This is a genomic window from Prosthecobacter sp. GW821-HT29F12, assembly GCF_058803405.1.
On sequence record NZ_CM179517.1, the window covers coordinates 4,325,732 to 4,345,874 of the forward strand.

General features: G+C 59.5%; 17 protein-coding genes. 4 read left to right on the plus strand and 13 right to left on the minus strand.

The genetic code is table 11. The features are described from left to right. Window positions 1–80 precede the first annotated feature (80 nt). Entirely contained in the window at window positions 81–338 is a 258-nt protein-coding gene (locus tag AC3RLQ_RS17695; RefSeq protein WP_395730868.1) for a hypothetical protein, read from the minus strand. 171 nt (window positions 339–509) lie between these two features. Here AC3RLQ_RS17695 and mpl point away from each other — a divergent pair, with 171 nt between their 5' ends. Further along, window positions 510–1,907: a UDP-N-acetylmuramate:L-alanyl-gamma-D-glutamyl-meso-diaminopimelate ligase gene (gene mpl, locus AC3RLQ_RS17700; protein WP_493029986.1), complete on the plus strand. Its 1,398-nt coding sequence runs from the start codon at window positions 510–512 to the stop codon at window positions 1,905–1,907. A gap of 71 nt (window positions 1,908–1,978) precedes the next feature. On the opposite strand, the gene AC3RLQ_RS17705 is transcribed toward mpl, so the two are convergent. Further along, on the minus strand, window positions 1,979–3,331 hold the full coding sequence (locus tag AC3RLQ_RS17705) for a L,D-transpeptidase family protein (protein ID WP_493029987.1): 1,353 nt from the start codon (window positions 3,329–3,331) through the stop codon (window positions 1,979–1,981). A gap of 157 nt (window positions 3,332–3,488) precedes the next feature. Here AC3RLQ_RS17705 and AC3RLQ_RS17710 point away from each other — a divergent pair, with 157 nt between their 5' ends. Beyond that, window positions 3,489–4,511, plus strand: a complete 1,023-nt coding sequence (locus AC3RLQ_RS17710) for a hypothetical protein (RefSeq protein WP_493029988.1) — start codon at window positions 3,489–3,491, stop codon at window positions 4,509–4,511. Here the strand turns inward: AC3RLQ_RS17710 and AC3RLQ_RS17715 are convergent. The 6 genes from AC3RLQ_RS17715 to glpK all read right to left on the minus strand — a co-directional run bounded on the left by AC3RLQ_RS17715 (window position 4,495) and on the right by glpK (window position 11,773). After that, a complete protein-coding gene (locus AC3RLQ_RS17715; protein ID WP_493029989.1) occupies window positions 4,495–5,517 on the minus strand; it encodes a PIN/TRAM domain-containing protein in 1,023 nt (340 codons plus the stop codon). The genes AC3RLQ_RS17710 and AC3RLQ_RS17715 overlap by 17 nt on opposite strands. Window positions 5,518–5,580: 63 nt before the next feature. Further along, window positions 5,581–6,375, minus strand: coding sequence for a hypothetical protein (locus AC3RLQ_RS17720; RefSeq protein WP_493029990.1), 795 nt, complete (start codon window positions 6,373–6,375; stop codon window positions 5,581–5,583). 124 nt (window positions 6,376–6,499) lie between these two features. Next, window positions 6,500–8,587, minus strand: coding sequence for an ATP-dependent DNA helicase RecG (recG, locus tag AC3RLQ_RS17725; protein WP_493029991.1), 2,088 nt, complete (start codon window positions 8,585–8,587; stop codon window positions 6,500–6,502). 48 nt (window positions 8,588–8,635) lie between these two features. Next, window positions 8,636–9,709, minus strand: coding sequence for a GNAT family N-acetyltransferase (locus AC3RLQ_RS17730; protein WP_493029992.1), 1,074 nt, complete (start codon window positions 9,707–9,709; stop codon window positions 8,636–8,638). Window positions 9,710–9,711: 2 nt separating this feature from the next. Beyond that, window positions 9,712–10,254 carry a Uma2 family endonuclease gene (locus AC3RLQ_RS17735; protein WP_493029993.1) on the minus strand — a complete coding sequence of 181 codons (543 nt, stop codon included), beginning with the start codon at window positions 10,252–10,254 and terminating at the stop codon, window positions 9,712–9,714. A gap of 25 nt (window positions 10,255–10,279) precedes the next feature. Beyond that, the gene (glpK, locus tag AC3RLQ_RS17740) at window positions 10,280–11,773 is read right to left on the minus strand and encodes a glycerol kinase GlpK (RefSeq protein WP_493029994.1); all 1,494 of its coding nucleotides are present in this window, start codon (window positions 11,771–11,773) and stop codon (window positions 10,280–10,282) included. Between the two features lie 88 nt (window positions 11,774–11,861). On the opposite strand from glpK, the gene AC3RLQ_RS17745 reads away from it, so the two are divergent. Continuing rightward, the gene (locus AC3RLQ_RS17745; protein ID WP_493029995.1) at window positions 11,862–12,545 is read left to right on the plus strand and encodes a hypothetical protein; all 684 of its coding nucleotides are present in this window, start codon (window positions 11,862–11,864) and stop codon (window positions 12,543–12,545) included. 70 nt (window positions 12,546–12,615) lie between these two features. Here the strand turns inward: AC3RLQ_RS17745 and AC3RLQ_RS17750 are convergent, their stop codons facing one another. The 5 genes from AC3RLQ_RS17750 to AC3RLQ_RS17770 all read right to left on the minus strand — a co-directional run bounded on the left by AC3RLQ_RS17750 (window position 12,616) and on the right by AC3RLQ_RS17770 (window position 19,132). Further along, window positions 12,616–13,350, minus strand: a complete 735-nt coding sequence (locus AC3RLQ_RS17750; RefSeq protein ID WP_493029996.1) for a 3-keto-disaccharide hydrolase — start codon at window positions 13,348–13,350, stop codon at window positions 12,616–12,618. A gap of 28 nt (window positions 13,351–13,378) precedes the next feature. After that, complete coding sequence (locus AC3RLQ_RS17755; RefSeq protein ID WP_493029997.1) at window positions 13,379–14,356, minus strand: carboxylesterase family protein; 978 nt, start codon at window positions 14,354–14,356, stop codon at window positions 13,379–13,381. A gap of 281 nt (window positions 14,357–14,637) precedes the next feature. Continuing rightward, window positions 14,638–15,588, minus strand: coding sequence for an alpha/beta hydrolase family protein (locus AC3RLQ_RS17760; RefSeq protein ID WP_493029998.1), 951 nt, complete (start codon window positions 15,586–15,588; stop codon window positions 14,638–14,640). Window positions 15,589–15,720: 132 nt separating this feature from the next. Continuing rightward, complete coding sequence (locus tag AC3RLQ_RS17765) at window positions 15,721–17,115, minus strand: DUF1501 domain-containing protein (protein WP_493029999.1); 1,395 nt, start codon at window positions 17,113–17,115, stop codon at window positions 15,721–15,723. 4 nt (window positions 17,116–17,119) lie between these two features. Next, window positions 17,120–19,132, minus strand: a complete 2,013-nt coding sequence (locus tag AC3RLQ_RS17770) for a DUF1553 domain-containing protein (RefSeq protein WP_493030000.1) — start codon at window positions 19,130–19,132, stop codon at window positions 17,120–17,122. 102 nt (window positions 19,133–19,234) lie between these two features. On the opposite strand from AC3RLQ_RS17770, the gene AC3RLQ_RS17775 reads away from it, so the two are divergent. Continuing rightward, window positions 19,235–20,140, plus strand: coding sequence for a helix-turn-helix domain-containing protein (locus tag AC3RLQ_RS17775; protein ID WP_493030001.1), 906 nt, complete (start codon window positions 19,235–19,237; stop codon window positions 20,138–20,140). The last annotated feature ends 3 nt before the right edge of the window (window positions 20,141–20,143 follow it).

Consider the following 20,143-nt stretch of genomic DNA (forward strand, 5'->3'; position numbering starts at 1 on the left):
CTCTGGAATTCCAAGTGTAATGTTTAAAGATTGGCCGCAGCCACACGCGGTGGGCGTATGGCTGCGGGAATCGATTTGGCTTACTTCTTCGGCATGGTGTTGCAGCCGCCTTTGCCCTTGCAGGAGTTCTTGCCTTTGCAGCCGTTGTCACCGGACTTGCAGCCACCCTGCCCTTTGCAGGCATTGTGTCCCTTGCAGGCGTGCTGGCCTTTGTCCGCCATCTTTTCGATGGAGACGCCGAGGCTGGCGGCCTTTTGGGTGCTGGTGGTCTGGGCGGCGTAGGCGCCGGAAAGGAGACCGGTGAAGGCGGCGGCGGCGATGATGTGCTTGGTGCTCATGGTGGGTGTGATGTATTTTGGTTTGTTTGTTAGTTCTGGCTGGCTGCGGGGATTCGAGCCATCGCAACATTGGAGCCTCCGCCTGTGCGATTATTCCCACCGAACTGAACTTTCTTTTAGCAGGGGGCAAAAAGCCCTGCTTTAGTTCAAGCCTGCGCCTGGATTTGAACCGTGCGCTTCTTTTCCATGGCATCTCCCAAGCACATTCATTTCATCGGCATCTGCGGCACCGCAATGGGCTCCACCGCAGTTGCGCTGCGCGCCCTCGGTCACACCATCAGCGGATCCGACAATCAAGTTTATCCGCCCATGAGCGATGTGCTGCGGGATGCCGGCATCACTGTGACCGAAGGCTACAATCCGGACAACCTGCCGCTGCAGGCGGATGTGTATGTGGTGGGCAACGCGATCTCACGCGGCAATCCCGAACTCGAGGCACTGCTGGAGAAAAAGCTGCCCTACGTCTCCATGGCGGAGATGCTGAAGCGCGAGGTCATCCAGGGCAAACGCAGCTTTGTGGTGAGCGGCACGCACGGCAAGACAACGACAACAACGATGCTGGCTTGGATCTACGAGCACGCAGGCAAAAACCCCGGCTTCATGATCGGCGGCGTGCCGGAGAATTTCGAATCAGGCGCACGCTTCACGCACTCGGACCTGTTTGTGATCGAAGGCGACGAATACGACACCGCCTACTTCGACAAGCGCAGCAAATTCCTCCACTACCTGCCGGAGTGCGCGATCGTGAACAACATCGAGTTCGATCACGCGGACATCTTCCGCGACCTCGACGAGATCCTGCTCTCGTTTCAGCGCTTCCTCAACACGGTGCCTCGCAACGGCCTCGTCCTCATCAACGGTGACGACGCCAACTGCCTCACCCTGCGCGCCAAGTGCCCTGCACCGCTCAAGACGGTGGGACTGGGAGCAGAATGTGATTTCCGCATCAGGATCACCGGCGTGACGCCCGAGGCCACGCAGTTTGAAATCAATGGCGTCGCGTTCGAAGTGCCAATGGTCGGCGAATTCAATGCGCGCAATGCGGCCATGTGCGTATGCGCGGCCCGTTTTGCCGGATTGAGTGATGATGAAATCCGCGCCGGCCTGAGCAGTTTCCGTGGCATCCGCCGCCGCCAGCAGGAGCGTGGCACCGCCCACGGCATCACGATCATTGACGACTTTGGTCATCACCCGACCGCCATTCGCGAGACACTGCGCGGCCTGCGCCAGCGCTATGACGGTCGCCGCCTTTGGGCGCTGTTCGAACCACGCTCAAATACCAGCCGCCGCAACGTGCTGCAGAATGAACTGATCGAAGCGCTGACCGAGGCCGACGGATCCGTGATCGCCGCCGTGGCCAATCCCGAAAAGGTCGCCGCAGATCAACGCCTGGACACCGCCAAGGTGGCGCAGTCAGTCACCGCACGCGGCAAGCCCTGCTGGTTTGAAGCAGACACCGACGCCATCGTGAATCGCCTGAAACAGGAAACCCACACAGGCGATGTGATCGTGGTTTTCAGCAACGGCGGCTTCGACGGCATCCACGACAAGCTGCTGAAAACACTGTAGGACCGGGCCGTTTACGGCTGCTTTCAGCGCAATATCGGAGCCGCTCATCGGCTTGGGAACAACTGACCCGCTTAATAAACAATCTCCACCTCGTCGCCCACACGCACCTGGCTGAAGAATTGCTTCGCCTTCTCGTAGGGAAGACGGATGCAGCCGTGAGACGCTGGCTGACCTGTAACATAACCGCTGTGCAGGCCGATCGCCCCGCAGTTCAAGCGCATGAACCAGGGCATGGCCACATGGTAGAGGGTGGAGACATGGGAGGTGTGCTTGTCGGTGATGACATAGCGACCTGCCGGTGTGCCGTAGCCTTCACGCCCGGTGGAAACCATGGTGTGGTTGATGATGCGCCCCTGCTTGGTCACCCAGGCACGTTGACTTGAGAGATCGACGGTCACGAGCGTGTCCGGTTCCGACTCAGGATCGCGGCCCAGCAGGACACGCATGAGGAACAGATAGCCCTGCGTGGCGGCAAAATTGATCGGGTAGCGATGATAGCGAGTGGTGCCCATTCCAGGCTTGCCTCCCGCGCGCATCAGAGTGACCGCGCCTTCCACATCGCCACGCGCAGCACAGCAAATCATGGGGGTGATCCCACGGTCGCTTTCCATAGCGTTCCGCAGATCCTTGATGGTGCAACGATCAATGACCTGCTTCTGAATGGGAGTATTGAAACGCGTGTTGGGATCGACGCCAAAATCCAGCAGCGCCTGCAACACGGGAACATTCCGGCGCAGGGAGGCTATTGCTATCGGTGGCTGCTTTTCATGCGCCGGCTGGTTCAGGTTCACCCCCGCTAGCGCCAGCACATACACACAATCCGCACGGCCCATGCGCACGGCGGCACACAGCGGCGTATCTCCGCCCAAGGTCATTTCGTTGGGGGAAATGCCCATGGCGATGATTTTGGCAAGGTGGGCGGCGTCATCGTTGAGCACGGCCTGATACGCCTGGGGCAGCGCCTCGGTGCGCGGCATCAGACGAGTCCAGTGATCTTCGATGGGATCAAGGATCGGACGCCAGACAGGCATTTTGAAGGCGATGGCAGGAGCGGGTTTGTCAGATTTTCTGGCAGCGGCTACCATGGAGTCACCGTTCGACGGCTTCGTTGGAACGGCCGGTTTAACCTTGGCGTCCTCAGCCGCACGTCTCAGAGCGGCTTTTTCAGCATTCGGCTGCACTGGCAGCGGACGTACCGGGTCAAATGTCGCATCAACAGGCAGCGCGGCACGAATCTCCGCACTGTTCTCACTCAGCTTGCCTTGGCGCACCTTGCTGACCGTGGCCACAGGAGGAGTGACCGCATCCACACGAAACATTTCATGGTTCTTCAAAAGCTGGATGATACCCCAGCAAATTCCCACGCCGACGATCGGCGGAAAAATGCAGGCACCTAGCATGTTGATGAATGAACCTTTTTTCATTTTTGCGTCACAAGCCTGCCATCCATAACAAAAATGACCAGTGTGTCGAGCGGGTTTTCACCCAGTGAAGGTCATACCATTTACAAATCAGGTTTTGAGGCTGCTTGTGGGGACAAATTTAAGGCAATTCAGCAGAGTTTTATGGTAATTCAGAAACATGATGGGACATTACTTGATGTTCGTGGCCTCCAAAGCTTCAGCCTCCATGTGTTCGCGCATCATGTGCGCAGTGGTTGCCTTGTTATGCCTGGGCATAGCACCATGTCGTGCGATTGTGTTTGAAGCCACCGCCGATCCGAATCACAACACCACAGCCCCAACCGGCACATTTGCCAATTCAGGCTGGCAGTATGAAGGCACTTACGGCGCCTATCTTGGCACCATGATTGCACCCCAGTACTTCATCACCGCGCAACATTTCGGCACTCAGGGCTTCACCTTCACACAAAACGGCATATTCAGCGGCGGAGCAGATGTGACCTACAACATCGACACTGCGGCCAATGGTGGCGTCGGCTACTGGGACATCGCTGGCACCGACCTGCGCATCTTCAAAATCCAGGAAACTTTTGCCACCTACGCGCCGCTCTACACGGGTTCCTCTGAAACAGGTCTGACCATGCAGGTCAACGGCAGAGGCGGTCCGCGCGGGACGGATGTGATGGTCGGTGGGATTCTGCATGGGTGGCAGGACACCAATCCTGACGGCAAAGCGCGCTGGGGCACCAACACCGTCAGCGGCATTTATTCGAGCGCCATTGGCGATCTGCTCACCGCCTCATTCAGTGCCAGTGGCACCGCCGAAGAGGCCACCCTTTCCAACGGTGATTCCGGCGGCGGCGTGTTCGTCAATGACGGCGGCATCTGGAAACTGGCTGGCGTGAACTACAGCATTGATGGCATGTTCGACACCAACAACGTCACCGGAGATGGCAGCGATTTCAATGCAGCGCTGTTTGATCGAGGCGGCCTATATCAGGGCTCTGACTCCTTTGGCTGGACCTACATTCCCGATCTTCCTTTGGATAATCCCTCCAGCATGTACGCCTCGCGCATCTCCACCAGCGCGACCTCCATCATGTCCATCACCATGGTTCCAGAGCCGCAGTCGGCATTGCTGGTGATGCTAGCCCTCTCGGCAGGTTTGCTGCAGCGCAGGCGCGTCACGCGGCCGGTTTGATCTCAGCAAAAATCAGCCTTCCGGCACTGGTCGGAAGGGTGCCCGAAACCACCACATCCACCGTCTGCCCGATCTGCGCAGCGGCGTTGTTCACGACGATCATGGCACCGTCTGGCAGATAGCCCACCGCCTGGTTCTTGTCCTTGCCAGGTTTGGTCAGCGGCAGCCTCAGTTCATCGCCCACGCTGAGTTCTGGATTCAAGGCTGCGACCAGTTCGCGCAGGCTGAGCACTGTGATGCCACGCAGTCGAGCCACTTTGGCGAGGTTGTCATCATTGGTCAGCAGGCGGGCATTCAGCTCACGTGCCAGCGTCACCAGCCGCACTTCCACGGAGGCATCTGAAGAGCCGTCTTCATGAATGGAAACCTTCATCTCCGGCCTTGCCCGCAGCTTTTCCATCATCTCCAGCCCTCGCTTGCCCCGCAGAGACTGCGCAGCGTCAGGGGAGTCTGCCAGATGCTGGAGCCCGTCTAAAACGCAACGCGGCACCACGACGGCACCGCTGAGAAATCCGGTGGCAAACACACCTGGCAGCCGGGCATCCATGACAACGTTTGTGTCCAGCAGCAGCGGTTCACCTTCAGAGCCGTCTCGGCGGAAACGGATGTAGGGGATCAGGAAGGCAAACTGGTCCCGGTCACTGCGCAGCGCAAACGTGACTCCGAAAAACGCCAAAGTCCCATAGATGCAGATCTCCGCGACGTTTTGCAGCGCCACGCCCTCCTCGTGATTTTGAAAATAGGCGAGCTGGAACACGCCGATGCGCGTGATCAGCCACGCACAGAAAAGCCCCACCGCAAGCCCCAGCGTGGCGTGGGAAAAATCCCGCAGGGTGAAGTGCGCCAGCAGCACATCCAGCACCACCAGCATGCCCATGAACACAGCGCCGCTAAGCGCCCCCACCCAGGCGTCCTGGTCCAAGCCCAGGGCGATCGCGATGCCAATGAAAACGGAGAACGCAAAGAACAGCGCACGCACAAGGCGGATGGGCCAGGAAGTTTTCATGGAGATGCCCACGGATTAAAGGCAAAAACCAGACGGGGCAAAAGGATTCTCCCCCGGAATTCGTCACGGCCTCATGGCCAGCCCACCACGCCGCGTAAACTGAAGCTCCACGCCGGCATCCGCAAACACCCGCCCCATCTCACGTTCCAGGTCTACCACACTGCGCCCCGCCAGGATAAACTCCCGCACGGCGCTCTCCTCAGACATGCCCTGCTCCATGGCTCGCAGCAGTGCTTTCACACCTGCGCCGTTTCCGGCACGATCAAGGTAGGTAAGGTAGAAGGTCAGCAGCATGGCCGAGGCACGGTTCTCAGTCGCGACGGGCGTATTCAGGCTCGCCGTCCACGCTCTGGAATCCATGGCCATCAACTCGGAAAGATTTAGCATCCCAAAACGCACCGACTGGCCCATCTGCCGGGCACCCGACTCACGCAGGCTTTGCCGCAGCTGATCAATCGTCTGCGCAGCAGACAACCCGGCATTCTTGGCATCCGCAAACTCGGGGATGTCCGCCAGCAGCCACACCGGGGGGGCTTTTTTCACGACCGGCTCTTGGACTTGGGACGGAGCTTGCACCACTGCGGGCGCGGGTGCCGGCACGGGATTTTTCTTCACTCCATAGGCCGCCAGCCCGGAGGACTGCACTGTCTGCAATGGTGACTTCAAACTCCGCGCCTGGACGAACGGAGATTCACGAACAGCAATTGCAGCACTGGGGTGCGGCGTCTCCTTTTTTAACCACAGCACAAACGCCGTGACACCCAAGGCGGCTGCAGAAACAACAGCCAAACGCAGCATCGTGATCATGCTCGGCTTCCCACGCCGATGCCGTTTGCGAACGGTTTCGGTTTGGTTCATCTGCGTCATAGGCGCGCAGCTGGGAGCAAGAGGATGCATGACTATTGGTACTGACCGGGTAAAAGCATCAATCGTCAAGCCACCTTGACTAAACCTTCCTTTAAACAAATTTAATTAACCCGAATCACTGCATCATTGCCTGAGCCTTTTCAGCCACCACCGGCTCATCCCGAAACACCGCCAGCGCCGGACGCAGCAATTGCGGATCTTCGTCCAGTGTCCGCTCGGCAAGCTGCCGCGCCAGGCGCACCAGCCGCGTATCTGCCAGTAGTTCCCCAAACAGCAGCGGTGCCTGCCCGCTCTGCGCATGGCCCAGCACATCCCCAGGCCCACGCCGCCGCAGGTCTTCCTCGGCGATCTGGAAGCCGTCGCTCGTCTCCTCCATGATCGCCAGCCGCTGCCGGTTTTCCTCGTCCTTGTCATCCACAAACAGCACGCAGTAGCTCGTGTGCGCCCCGCGGCCGATACGGCCACGCAGCTGATGCAGCTGAGCCAGCCCAAAGCGGCCCGCGTCGTGGATGAACATCACCGTCGCGTTGGGCACATCGATGCCCACTTCGATCACTGTTGTCGATACCAGGGCATCCAGCTTGCCCGCGCGAAAACGTTTCATCACCTCCTCCTTCTCCTCCGCGCTCATCCGGCCATGCAGCAGACCCACCTCGCATGGGGCCAGCAGCTTGGACCACTCCTCGTGTCCTTTCGTCGCCGCACCCGCATCGAGCTTTTCCGATTCATCGATCAGCGCGTAAACAATGTAGCCCTGCCGACCCTCCTCGATCTGCTCACGCAGAAATTTTGCCGCGTCCTTCAGCTTGGTCTTCGGCCGCACCTTGGTGATGATCTGCACCCCATCGCGTAGCTTCTGGTCGATCGTGGACACCTCCAAATCACCGTAGATCGTCAGCGTCAGTGTGCGCGGGATCGGCGTGGCGGTCATCACCAGCACATCCGGCGTATCCCCTTTGCGGATCAGCTTCGCCCGCTGCGCCACGCCAAACTTGTGCTGTTCATCAATGACGACGATCCCCGTGTTGTGCATCAGCTCCGCGTCATGCAGCAGCGCATGCGTACCAATGACGATCTCCATTTTCCCCGCAGAGCTCTTTCCGCGCATCAGCTCCATACCATCCCCATCCTCGCGCTTCGATCCCGTCCGCAGCGCCACGCGCAGTCCCAGTGGCTCCAGCCATTTCCGCGCATTGCGCGCATGCTGCTCAGCCAAAATCTGCGTCGGTGCCATCAGCACCGCCTGCCGGCCTGACTCAACCGCACGCAGCATCGCAGCAAAGGCCACCACCGTTTTGCCGCTTCCCACATCGCCGTGCAGCAGGCGGTTCATCGGATTGCCCGAGGCCATGTCTGCATGAATCTCGTCCAGACAGCGCTGCTGCGCCGGGGTGAGCTGAAACGGCAGTTCGTTGAAAAAGTCCCGCAGCAGCTCGCCTGTGCCCACCTGCCTGCGTCCGCCAGATTCTATCACCCGCCGCTTCCTTCGTGCCACTCGCAACTGGTAGCCATAGAACTCCTGCAGCGCCAGGTAGCGCCGCGCCTGCTCCAGTTTCTCCATGCTGGATGGGAAATGCACCTCACGCAGCGCCTTCGAACGCGACATGCCCGCGAACTCCCCTTCCCCGCTCGGCGCTGGCAGCATGTCTTCAATAAACGACTCTGGCAGCGCCTGCATCACATGCCACGCCGCCACCCGCAGCGCCTTCTGCGTCATGGCCCCTTTCAGCCGGTAGATCGGTGTGATGCGCCCGGTGTGAATCTGTCCAGCATCGTCATCCGCGCCGCCTTTGACGATCTCATACTCCGGATGCGCCATGCTGAGCCGGCCTTTCGTGTCCTTGATAATGCCGTAGACAATCAGCTCCTGTCCCTCCGCCAGCACCCGGCTCATGAACGGCATGTTCCACCACTTCAGCGTGAGCTGCTGCCCCAGCAGCCCCGTCGCATGCCGCACCACCGCCTCAAACACGCCCGCCCTGCCAAAGAACTTGTTGCCCGTCTTGGTGATCAACACGTGATGACACGTCGGCACCAATCCCGCCTGAAACGCCAGCGCCTGCATCTGCCGCCGGTCCTCATGCCGGGATGGCATCAGAGCCACCACATCCGCCACGGTCGTCACCCCCTCCTTGCCCAGCAGCCGCGCGGCATTCGCGGGCATGCGGGGAACTTCAGCGAGAGAGAGGTCGAGTGGGATCACTTGGTGAGATGGAATGCGTGTTGATGAGTGTCAAAGACGATCTCCCATTCACACCGCCTTCTCCATCACATAATCATCCATCACAAACCCGCTGCCGATGTCACTGACGATGTCTTCGGTGAACCGAAAGCCCGCACGCAGATAAGAGCGGATGGCCGGGGCGTTGCGTTTGTTCACGCGGAGTCGCACAACCTTGCAGCGCATCTCGCGGGCGCGGTCCTCGGCCCATTGAAGAGTGATTCTCCCAAGCCCATGGCCGTGCACTTCAGGCAGCAGGTAGAGCTTGTTGATGAAGAGCACCGGTTCAAAAAGCAGCTTCTCAAACGAGATGTAACCGACCGGCTTCGGCCCGGCGATCTCCACGAGTGCATACCACACGTCCCGTGCCTGCATCTCATGCGCCATGGAGCCGGGCTGATACCAGATGGAAAGCATGTAGCGGATCTGCTCCACGCTGATGATGCCGGGATAATACGCATGCCAGATTTCATGCCCCAGACGCTGCACTGTGGGCAGCTCGTGGGCACCAATCCGGCGGATGCGGGCGCTGAGCGGCTCGCGGTGGGTTTGAATCGTGCTCAAAGCATGCCGCCAGACATCCTCATCCCGCGCCGGTGAAAGCCGGTGCAAATGCTCGGCGATCTGCCCCTGCGTGGGCTCCACGATCTGCTCCTCGCGGATTTGCTTCTGATCCGATGGGAATTCAGCCTCCGGCAGGATCAACTGCGCAAGATACCAGCAGGCCCAGGCACGCCAGGTGCGCAGCTCCTTGTTCGGCTCTACCATGCGCGTGGCCAGGTGCTGCCAGTGACGGCGAGGATTGCCCATGAACTGGCCCTCAACCCGGTGCTGCATGATCCACACCAGCGCCAGATACGGCAGCGGCCATTTCGCGAGAATGGGCTCATCGGCACTCAGCGGCAGCGACAGCGACCGGTTGATGATGAGGATGCTTTTGGCCGGAAAACCTTCACGCCACAGACTCTGGGCATAGTGCAGCGCCGTCTCATAAAACAGCGGCCCACGCTCATGATTCAGCGCCTCGATGTCCGTGTGATCGTAGTGCCGGTTCTCCTCCGGCAGCAGCGGGCAGGGCGGATTGATCCATGCGGTGTGTCGCATGATCAGTCAACGCTAACGGACCGGGGCATTTTCGGGCAGAGCAATGAAGCGGCAGCCGTTTCCGGGTCATCTTTGAGGAAGAACATCAAGCGACCACGCCGGTCGCACACCCACACCTCCTTCGCGCCTGCTTCAAAATATAAACGGCGTTTCTCCTCGATCTCGCCGCGTTTGTTGCCAGGAGACACAACTTCCACGCAAATTTCAGGAGCACCCTTAAGCGCCACACGGCCGCCGACTTGAACCAGCCTTTTTTTCGACATCCAGGCCACATCCGCGACCTTGATGCCTTCACTTGTCGAGATGGGACATTCGACAGTGATTTTGCCAGCAGGCGCGTGCTTTTGAAGCAGCAAGGCAATATCAGCTTGTTTGCCTCCATGGGAAAATTCGGCGTAGCACATCATAATCGGATTCCCGTACCGGTCGGTTTCCACCCTCCCTGGCCAGCTGCGCACCAGCGGATCACGCCCGATCTTCTCCCAGCGGTCGATGTTGAAGACCGTCTGGTTTTTGATCGTGGGGATGGAAAGCAGGGCGCTCATGGCTTCTGGTTTTGAGTTTGCCACATTAATTCGGCTGCTTCAACTCCCATCCCTTGGCGCGGCCCAGCGCCCGGTTCCATCCCTGCGTTATCTGGGTGCGGGCGGCAGCTTTCATGCCCGGCTTGAATTTACGATCCACCTGCCAGTGCTTCGCGATGTCGGCCAGATTTTTCCAATAGCCCACGGCAAGTCCCGCGAGGCAGGCCGCACCGAGCGCGGTGGTTTCATTCACCTTGGGACGAACGACAGGAACTCCCAGCAGATCGCACTGCAATTGCATGAGCAGATTGTTCACGCTGGCACCGCCATCGACGCGCAGCTCCTTCAGCTTGATCCCCGCATCGGCCTCCATGGCTTTCAAGATGTCCATGACCTGCAATGCGATGCCTTCAAGAGCGGCACGTGCGATGTGCGCCGCCGTGGTACCGCGCGTCATGCCCACCAGGGTACCACGCGCATAGGCATCCCAATGCGGTGCACCGAGACCGGCAAACGCAGGCACAAGGTAAACGCCCCCGGTGTCAGGCACACTCGCGGCCAGCGCTTCAACATCCGCCGAGTGGCGGATGATTCCCAGCCCATCGCGCAGCCACTGGATCGCCGCGCCGGCGATGAACACGCTGCCTTCCAGCGCATATTCGGTGCGTCCGTTGATACGCCAGGCCACGGTGGTGAGCAGTTTGTTTTTTGAATTGATCGGTTTCGCCCCCGTGTTCATCAGCATGAAACAGCCCGTTCCATAGGTGTTCTTCACCATGCCCGGCTTCGTGCAAATCTGGCCAAACAGCGCCGACTGCTGATCTCCCGCAATGCCCGCAATGGGAATCGAACCGCCAAGCAGCGATGTCGTGCCAAACTCACCGCTCGAATCCCGCACCTCCGGCAGCATGGAGCGTGGCACGCCGAAGATCTTCAATAACTCGTCGTCCCAGGTGCCTTTGCGAATGTCATAGAGCATCGTGCGCGAGGCATTGCTTACATCCGTGGCATGCACCTTGCCGCCGGTGAGATTCCACAGCAGCCAGGAGTCGATGGTGCCAAAGGCGAGCTCACCTTTGGCGGCGCGGGCTTTGGCCCCTTTGACGTTTTGCAGGATCCACTGCACTTTCGTAGCAGAGAAATAGGCATCCACGATGAGGCCGGTTTTGCGCTGGATGAGCTTGTCGAGCTTCTGCGCGCGCAGCTTGTCGCAAATCGAGGCCGTGCGGCGGTCCTGCCAGACGATGGCGTTGCAGATTGGCTTTCCTGTCTTGCGATCCCACACCACGGTCGTCTCCCGCTGGTTCGTGATGCCGATGGCGGCCACGTCCGCAGCCTTCGCTCGCGCTTTGTGCAGCACCTCAGAGGCCACCCCGGCCTGCGTGGCCCAGATTTCCTGCGCATCATGCTCCACCCAGCCCGGTTTTGGGAAGATCTGCCGGAATTCTTTCTGGGCCGTCGCCACGATGCCGCCGTCGTGGTTGAAGAGAATCGCGCGTGAGCTGGTGGTGCCCTGGTCGAGTGCGAGTATGTATTTCATGGTTATTTCAGATGTTCCCAAGGCCGACGTGCCGAGTCAATGCCTTACAAACTGCCGGGGAACATGTAGATGGCATTTTTCAGTCAGAATGAATACTCTTGCCTGGAAAGCATCCAAACTCACCACCATGCAAACCGTCCCTGAAACCGCTGCGCCCGCCGCACCGCGTGCGCGTTCCACCAAGAAAGTCGTGCTCATCACCCTCGCCGTCGTTCTCGGCTGCGCGGGCATCGCCGCCGCCACTGGCGCTTACTGGGTCAAGCAAACCTTCTACCCCTCCGCCATGACTCCCGTGAGCCTGACCGCCACAGAGAAAGCGGAGTTCGACAACAAGCTGCAGGCCCTGAACAATCCTGCCGCCATTCCGCCCGATGAGGCAAACCGCACCATCGTCGTCAACGAGCGTGAGGTGAACGCCTATCTCGCCCAGCAGCAGCTCGGCGAGACTGTTCAGGTAAAGTTTGGCGAAGGCCAGGTCTCCGCTGCGGTTATTTTCACCGCCCCGGAAGATTTTCCGATCGTGCCAAACCAAAAGATTCGCCTCCGCTTCACCTTCGGCACCAGCCTCTCGGCTGAGCACAAGCTGTCGCTGAAACTCGACGACCTCAGCCTCGGCGGCATCTCGCTGCCAAACAGCTGGATCGGTGACCTCAAGGGCGTGGATCTCGTGGCTGAAAACGTGGAGACTGATCCTGCGCTGCAAAAATTCCTCGCTGGCATCCAGTCGCTGGAGGTCCACAACGGCACGCTGCGCCTCGTGCTGAACAAGTAACGCAGCCGAAAAAATCAAAAAGCCGCAGAGGTGACTTTTCTGCGGCTTTTTTCATTTTAGACTGATCAGATCACTTCTTCGCGTCGGCTTCGGCGAGGATCTTCTTGGCCTCCTCCGCGCCAATTTCGCGCACCTTCAGATTGCGCCAGCGGATCTCGCCGCCGTGGGTCTGCAGCATGATCGGTCCTTTGGCAGGCAGCGGCTTGGTGCGGTCGTAGTAGTTTTCCATCACGTTGCCGTCCACGACGAGCTTGTCGTTCAGCCACACCCAGGTGCGCGCGCCGATCTGGCGGATGCGGAAGCTATTCCACTCACCCATGGGCTTGTCCGCCACTACCAGCGGATCGCGACCGGGGGTGTCCGGGGTGTTGTTGAACAGACCGCCGGAGCCGAGGTGCGGCCTGCGTGTCGGTTTGGCCGGATCGAAGACCTGGGACTTGTCCCAGATCTGCACCTGAGGTGCGCCACGCAGGTAGATGCCGCTGTCAGCTCCTGCCACGGTTTTGTATTCGATGAGGAATTCGATGTCGCCAAACTCCTCTTCAGTGGTGGCGTAGGGGCCATGGCCATCATTGACCAGCTCGCCGTTCTCCACCTTCCAGTCTTTGGCGAACTCGTCGCGCATCTTCTTGAGCGCTTCAGCTTTCTTCTCGCCTTCGAGTTTGACGACGGAGTGAGGGTTCAGGCCATACCAACCGGTGAGATCCTTTCCATTGAAGATCGGCCGGAAGGCGGAATCTTCAGCACGGGAGACCAGGCAAACAGCCAGCAAGAGGCTGCCAAGAGTGAGTGAATTAAATTTCATAGTCGTGAGTGGTGAATGTCAGGTGCTATCACTTTGCTTCCTTGAGCTTGGCGATGAGGAATTCGTTGATCGTCTTATACTTCACATCGGTGGCACCCGGATAAACGACCTCGCAGGCCACGCCTTTTTCTTTGCAATGCTCCTGCAGTTTCACGCCGAAGTTCGCAGTGTGCGTCGGGTCCTTCTGCTCCTGGCCGATGGCCGGAGGAGCGCCGAACAAGCAATACACAGGCGGATCATCCGATGTCACGAGCGCGTAGGGCGAGTATTCATTGATCCAAGGCAGGATGCGCTCACGTGCCGCAACGAAGTCATCGAAATTCTTGAACTCTCCCGCCTTGCTGAAAGCGTGACCGCCGTACTTGCTGTTCGGCGTCCACTCGCGCATCTGCTTGGGATCCAGCGTGGTCTGCGGTCCGTTCACGGCAGCCGTGTAAAGCCGGGTAGATTCACGCGCGATGGGATCGCTGCTCTTTGGGTCGGCCATGTCGTCATGGAAAGCCAGCCACAGGCTGCTGCACGCTCCTGCCGAGCCGCCACTGGCGCCGATGCGGGTCTTGTCGATGTTCCACTCCGCCGCCTTGCTGCGCACGGTTTGAAGAGCCAGCGCCGCATCAGTCAGCGGTGCCTTCACTGGTGGCACCACGTCCTGCGCCTGCGAAATGTAGCGGTAGTTGATCGACACCACAGAAATGCCTTCCTTCAAGAACGGCTCTACGGCGATGCCCGCCTTGTCTCCGCCCATCCAGCCGCCGCCATGGATGAAAAACAGCAGAGGGGTCGGCTTGTCCGACTTCGCCTGCCAGAAATCGAGCACATTCCGCTCAGCCGGCCCATACTTCAGATTCGCCACTGTCGGCGGCGGATTCTTCGGATAGACTTTCTTGGCGGGAGCCTTGGCCACAGGGGCCGCAGCTTTTTTTGCGGGAGCCTCGGTCTTCTTCGCCGGTGTGTCGGCGGCAAAGGCAATGGAGGTGAGTAAAAGGAGGGAGAGAGTGAGTTTCATGGAGCAAATAGAACGTGCTCTAATTGTATCCTCTCGCTTTTGAATTCACCAATCAGTCAGACCAATAGTTCACTTGGGCAAAGTCGTCGGCAGGATTGGTTCTTTGAAACCAAACTTCTTCAATTCGTCATCAGACAATCCATTTTTCCGCAGCTGTTCGACCCAGTGTTTATAAAACATCGGGTTTTCTTTCCGTACCCTTTCGGGATCGATCCGCGCACTCAAGCAACCAGCCACGCAGACTGGTACAATCATCCATGATATTGCTCGAAGATACGGCTTCACTTCTTCAGCGTCTCAATCAAAAACTCCGCGATGCTCTTGTGCTTCACATCCGGCGCACCGGGATAAACCAGCTCGCACTCGTCACCGATCTCACGGCAGTGCTCTTGAAGTTTGACGCCGTAGTTCGAAGTGTGCGTGGGGTCTTTCTGCTCCTGCCCGATGGCCGGGGCGCTGCTGTAGTAGAGATAGACGGGCGGATCGTCCTTGCTGACGAGCTCATACGGCGAGTACATCTTGATCCACTTCAGCACGGACTCTCGCTTTTCCAAAAACTCGGCAAAGCGCGTGTCGCGCGTCTTGCGCTCGTTCGGGTCCATGAAACCGAAGGCATGACCGCCATAGCGGCTGTTCGGCGTCCATTCCTTGAGCTGCTTGGGATCCAAAGAGGTCTGCGCACCGCTGACCGCCGCGCACCAGAGACGCGTGGATTCACGGGCAATGGGGTCTCTGCTCTTGGGATCGGCCATGTCATCATGGAAGGCAAGGTAAAGGCTGCTGCAGGCGCCCGCAGAGCCGCCACTGGCGCCGATGCGCTGCTTGTCGATGTTCCATTCCTGCGCACGGCTGCGCACGAACTGCAAAGCGCGCGCAGCATCCTCCAGCGGCCACTGCACCGGCGGCATCACGCCTGCAAGCTGCGCCTGCCAGGAGTAGCGGTAGTTGATGGAGACGACGGAGATGCCAGCCTTCAGGCAGGCTTCGAGTTCGCCGACACCGGACTTATCTCCCGCGACCCAACCACCTCCATGGATGAAAAACAGCAGCGGCGTGGGCTTCGGCGAGTCCGCTTTGTAAAAATCGAGAACCTGCCGCTCATGCGAACCATAAGGCACATTCGCGACCGTGGGCGCACGCTTTGGAGCCGGAGCAGGTTTGACGGCGGGAGCAGGCGTCTGCGCGTGCAGAGACGCAGCAAGAAGCAGGGTGAGGATGATGGACGATTTCATGGATGGAGAGGTAAAGAATTGGAGTTTCATCAAGCGGGCATCGGCGGCTTTTTGAAAGGTCGGCAAGACCAATCCAAACGTGCCGAGCAGGCCGTTTGATCAAACAAAAGCAATCGCGACGCAGTTGGCTGCTTACGCCAGTGCCCGGGTGATCACCCGGCGGTCCTCGACGCCGGTGAGGCGTTGATTGAGTCCCTGATGCAGGTAGCTGAGGCGTGAGTGGTCGATGCCCATGAGGTGCAGGATCGTCGCGTGCAGGTCGCTCACGTGACAGCGGTCTTCTACGGCCTTGAAACCGAGTTCGTCGGTGGCACCGATGGCCTGGCCACCTTTGACGCCAGCTCCAGCCAGCCACATGGAGAAGCCATGCCAGTCGTGATCGCGGCCCGGTTTGCCCACGCCTTCACTGGTCGGGGTGCGGCCGAATTCGCCGCCCCAGACGAGCAGTGTTTCGTCCCACAAGCCGGAGCGTTTGAGATCGGCGATCAAGGCGGCGATGGGCTGGTCGGTTTCGCCGGCGTGCAATGTATGGTTGGTGATGCAGTCGTTGTGACCGTCCCAAGTGTCCTCGATATGGCCGCCGCCGGAGTAGAGCTGGATGAAGCGTACGCCTTTTTCGATGAGCTTGCGCGTGATGAGGCACTTGCGGCCAAAGTCTGCGGTGCGCTTGTCATTGAGGCCGTACATCTCGCGGGTGGCAGCGTCTTCGCTGTCGAGATCGACCACGCTCATCGCTTCCGTCTGCATGCGATAGGCCAGCTCGTAGGATTCAATGCGAGCCATCAGTTCCGTCTCTTCGGGATGCCGCTTGAGATGTTCCTCGTTCAAGGACTTGAGCAGATCGAGACTGCGGCGCTGGGTGCGGTCGCTTGTGCCTTCCGGTGTCGCGAGATCGAGGAGGGGGGAGCCGCCGCTGCGAAAGAGGGTGCCTTGATAGGCTGCGGGCATGTAGCCTGCGGTCCAGTTGGAGGCGCTGCCGATGGGGCCTCCGCGTGGGTCGGTCATCACCACGAAGCCGGGCAGGTCTTGATTCGCCGAACCTAGGCCATAGTTAAGCCATGCGCCGAGACATGGCTTGCCGATGAAGATGCTGCCCGTGTTCATCTGCAAACATCCCGACGCATGCGCCGCCGTGTCCGCATGCATGGAGCGGATCACGCAGAGATCATCTGCATGCATGGCGGTATGTGGAAAGAGGCTGCTGATCTCCAGACCACTCTGCCCGTGTTTCTTGAACTCAAACGGCGACTGCATCAGGTGGCCCACGGCGCGGCCGTTGGAGCCGACCTTGGCATCGCCGTGGTAAGGCATGCCGTGGTATTTCTTGAGCGCCGGTTTTGGATCAAACGTGTCCACCTGGCTGGGGCCGCCGTTCATGAAAAGGAAGACGCAGTGCTTCGCTTTGACTGGAAAATGCGGGCGCTTTTCTGAGAGGGGGGACTCCGCCACCAAATCAGCCAGCGCCAGCCCGGCGAAGCCGCCAGTGGCACGCATCAAGTATTCGCGTCGTGTGAGAGGGCGGTTCATCGTCTTACTCGGGATAAACAAACTCGTTCAGATTCAAAATCACGCGGCAGGCCTGCTCCAGCGGCTGGTCTTGCAGAAAGGTGCGCATCTTCGCCAGTTCATCAGGTGAGGGATTGCGACAGAGTGCGAGCTTCCAGGCGAGGGTGATCTGCTTTTCGGGATCATTCCCAGCCTCGCGCTTCAGTCGTTTGGCGAAGTGCTGTGCCTGCTGGTTGACGAACTCCCCGTTGAAGAGGCTCAGCGCCTGCGGCGCGACGGTGGTGACCTGGCGTTGTGGACAACTGCTAACGGTGTCGGCGAGGTCAAGGGTTTCGAGCATGGGGATGACGAGGCCGCGCTTGATGAAGGCGTAGATGCTGCGGCGCGAAGCTTCGCGCTCGTCCGAGGGCTGCCAGACCTTTTCCTTGTCGGTGTTGGCTTCGAGCGCGGCCTTGGGGATGCCGGGTTTCATGGCGGGACCGAAACGCTTTGGATTGAGCTGACCACTGACGGCGAGCATGGAGTCGCGGATGGCTTCAACTTCGAGGCGGCGGTAGCGCATGAGCGAGTCCGACGATTTGCTCATCTGCCATGCGCGGCTGGTGAGGATGAGGCGATGCAGCTTTTTCAACGACCACCCGGCATCGTGCATGAACCAGTGCGAGAGCCAGTCGAGCAGTTCAGGCCGCGAAGGAGCGGCACCCATGAGCCCGAAGTCGTTCGCCGTCATCACCAGTCCCTGCCCGAAATGCTGCTGCCACACGCGGTTCACGATCACTCGGGCAGTAAGCGGATTCTCCTCACTGGCGATCCATTGCGCTAGGCCGAGGCGGCGCTGCGTGGTCTTTTCACCCGATGGAAATTGCGGCTGCTGTTTGACGAGAATGGCAGGGACAGCAGGCTCAACGAGGTCGCCAAAGCGTGTGGGTGAACCACGCACGAGCACATGAGTCTCCGGTGCTTTCGCGGTGCTCTCGCTCCAGGCATAGACCTCGGAGCCATCGACAGGCACGGTCAGTTCCGTGCGGCCTTTGGCTGGACGCTTGAGAGGATTAAACACAGCCACGAGGCTGTAGTAGTCGCGCGTGGCCAGAGGCTCGAACTTGTGATCATGGCAGCGGGCGCAGCCAATGGTGAGGCCGAGGAAGGCCTGTCCGGTAGTGCTTACGATGTCGTCGAGCTGATCATAGCGATCCGCCGCAGGATCCGCCGGCTCGTCGTCCCAATGCCCGAGGCGCAGGAAGCCGGTGGCAATGACGGATGCGAGGGAGCGATCCGGCAGTTCATCACCCGCGAGCTGCTCCAAAACGAAGCGGTCAAAAGGCTTGTTCTGATTGAGTGATTCAATGACGTAGTCACGATAGCGCCAGACGAAAGGCTTCTCCGCATCGCGCTCGTAGCCGTTGCTGTCAGCGTAACGCACCACATCCAGCCAATGACGCGCCCAGCGTTCGCCGTATTCGGGGCGTGTGAGCAAGTCATCGATCACGGCATTCAAGTCACCGGATTTTGCGAAACGCCCCTGCTCTTGAATCGTCGGAGGCAGACCCGTGAGGTCGAGATGTACACGACGCAGCAGCGCCAGCGGATTTGCCTGAGGTGCAGCCTCGCGTTTGCTGAATACGAAGGCGTCAATCGGATGATCAAAAGCAGAGGCAGGCAGCGGTGGGCTCTGCACGGGTTGGAATGACCAGTGCTCGGAAGGCTTCTTGGGAATCACTTCATCCTTTGGAAAGGGCGCACCGTCCGCGATCCACTGCCGCAGCAGTTCGATCTGCTCCGCGCTCAAACGTTTGCCTTCCGGCGGCATGCGTTCGTCTTCATCCGTGGAAGCGATGCGTTCGATCAAATCATGGTGAACCTCTTTTTGAATCAAAGCGCCGGCATCGAGCCGCAGATCGCCTTTTTGCTTCACGGTGCCATGGCAGGAAATGCAGCGCTCCTTGAGCAAGGGCTTGATGTCCTTCACATAATCCACCGCCATGACCGGCAGCGCGAATGCATACGCGCCCAGCACTGCGAAGAGCGCAGATGGCAAGGGGTTGAAGCGATGAAATTCAGGCTGACGCATGCTGGGCATAGACTGTCTGACATACCCATACGGGCATTCCAACCTTCTCTAAATTGAATGTTTGACCTCATGCATGTAGATTTTGTCATGGCCGTCGAGCGTGACCCCAATCTCTATTTCAGCATTCCAGGACCATGGAACATGAACGCCACGCGGCCCATGCACTGCGATCTCGGGCAGATCGTTTTCGTCGGCACGAAGTGGAACAGCCAGGCCACCTATGCGCATGCACCACCGCCGCACTACCTGCGACCCACACCGCACTACCTGCTGGTTTTGACACTCGAAGGCACGGCGGATTACGCGGACAACACCGGCGTGCGCTGCGTGATGCAGCCCGGAACTGTGGTGTGGTCAAAACCCGGCATCGACCAAAGCTATGGCCCTCAAGAAGGCGTGTGCTGGAGCGAGCTTTTCCTGTGGTTCAATGGCAGCCTCTTTGATGCTTGGCAGTCTGCCGGATATCCCGGAGATCGCAGCCGTGTGCTGGAGCTCAGCCCCCTGCCCTACTGGACGAACCGGCTGCGCCGCATCCTCGAACCGCCACCGGATGCGCCGTATGAGACGGCTCTGTCACGCCTCTGCCACTTCCAGCAGTGGCTGGCCGATGCTCTCCAATTTGATGCCTCACAGCACCAGACGACGGAGACCCTGCAGTGGCGGGAGGCTGCGGAGCGCATGCTTGCTGATGGCAAACTGGGAGCGCCCTCGCTGGAAGAAATCGCGACATCCCTCGGCATGTCCTACAGCGCCTTTCGAAAACGCTTTGTTCAGATGACAGGCAAGAGTCCTGGCGAATTCCGCGCCGACGCGATCGTGCTGCGTGCGTGTTCCAGGCTGCTGGAGAGCCGCCACACCCTGGCCAGGATCGCGGACGATCTCGGCTTTCATGACGCTTTCCATTTCTCCCGGCGCTTCAAGCAGGTGGTGGGGATGTCGCCGAAGGATTTCCGGCGGCAGCACACGCTGAGGTGAGGA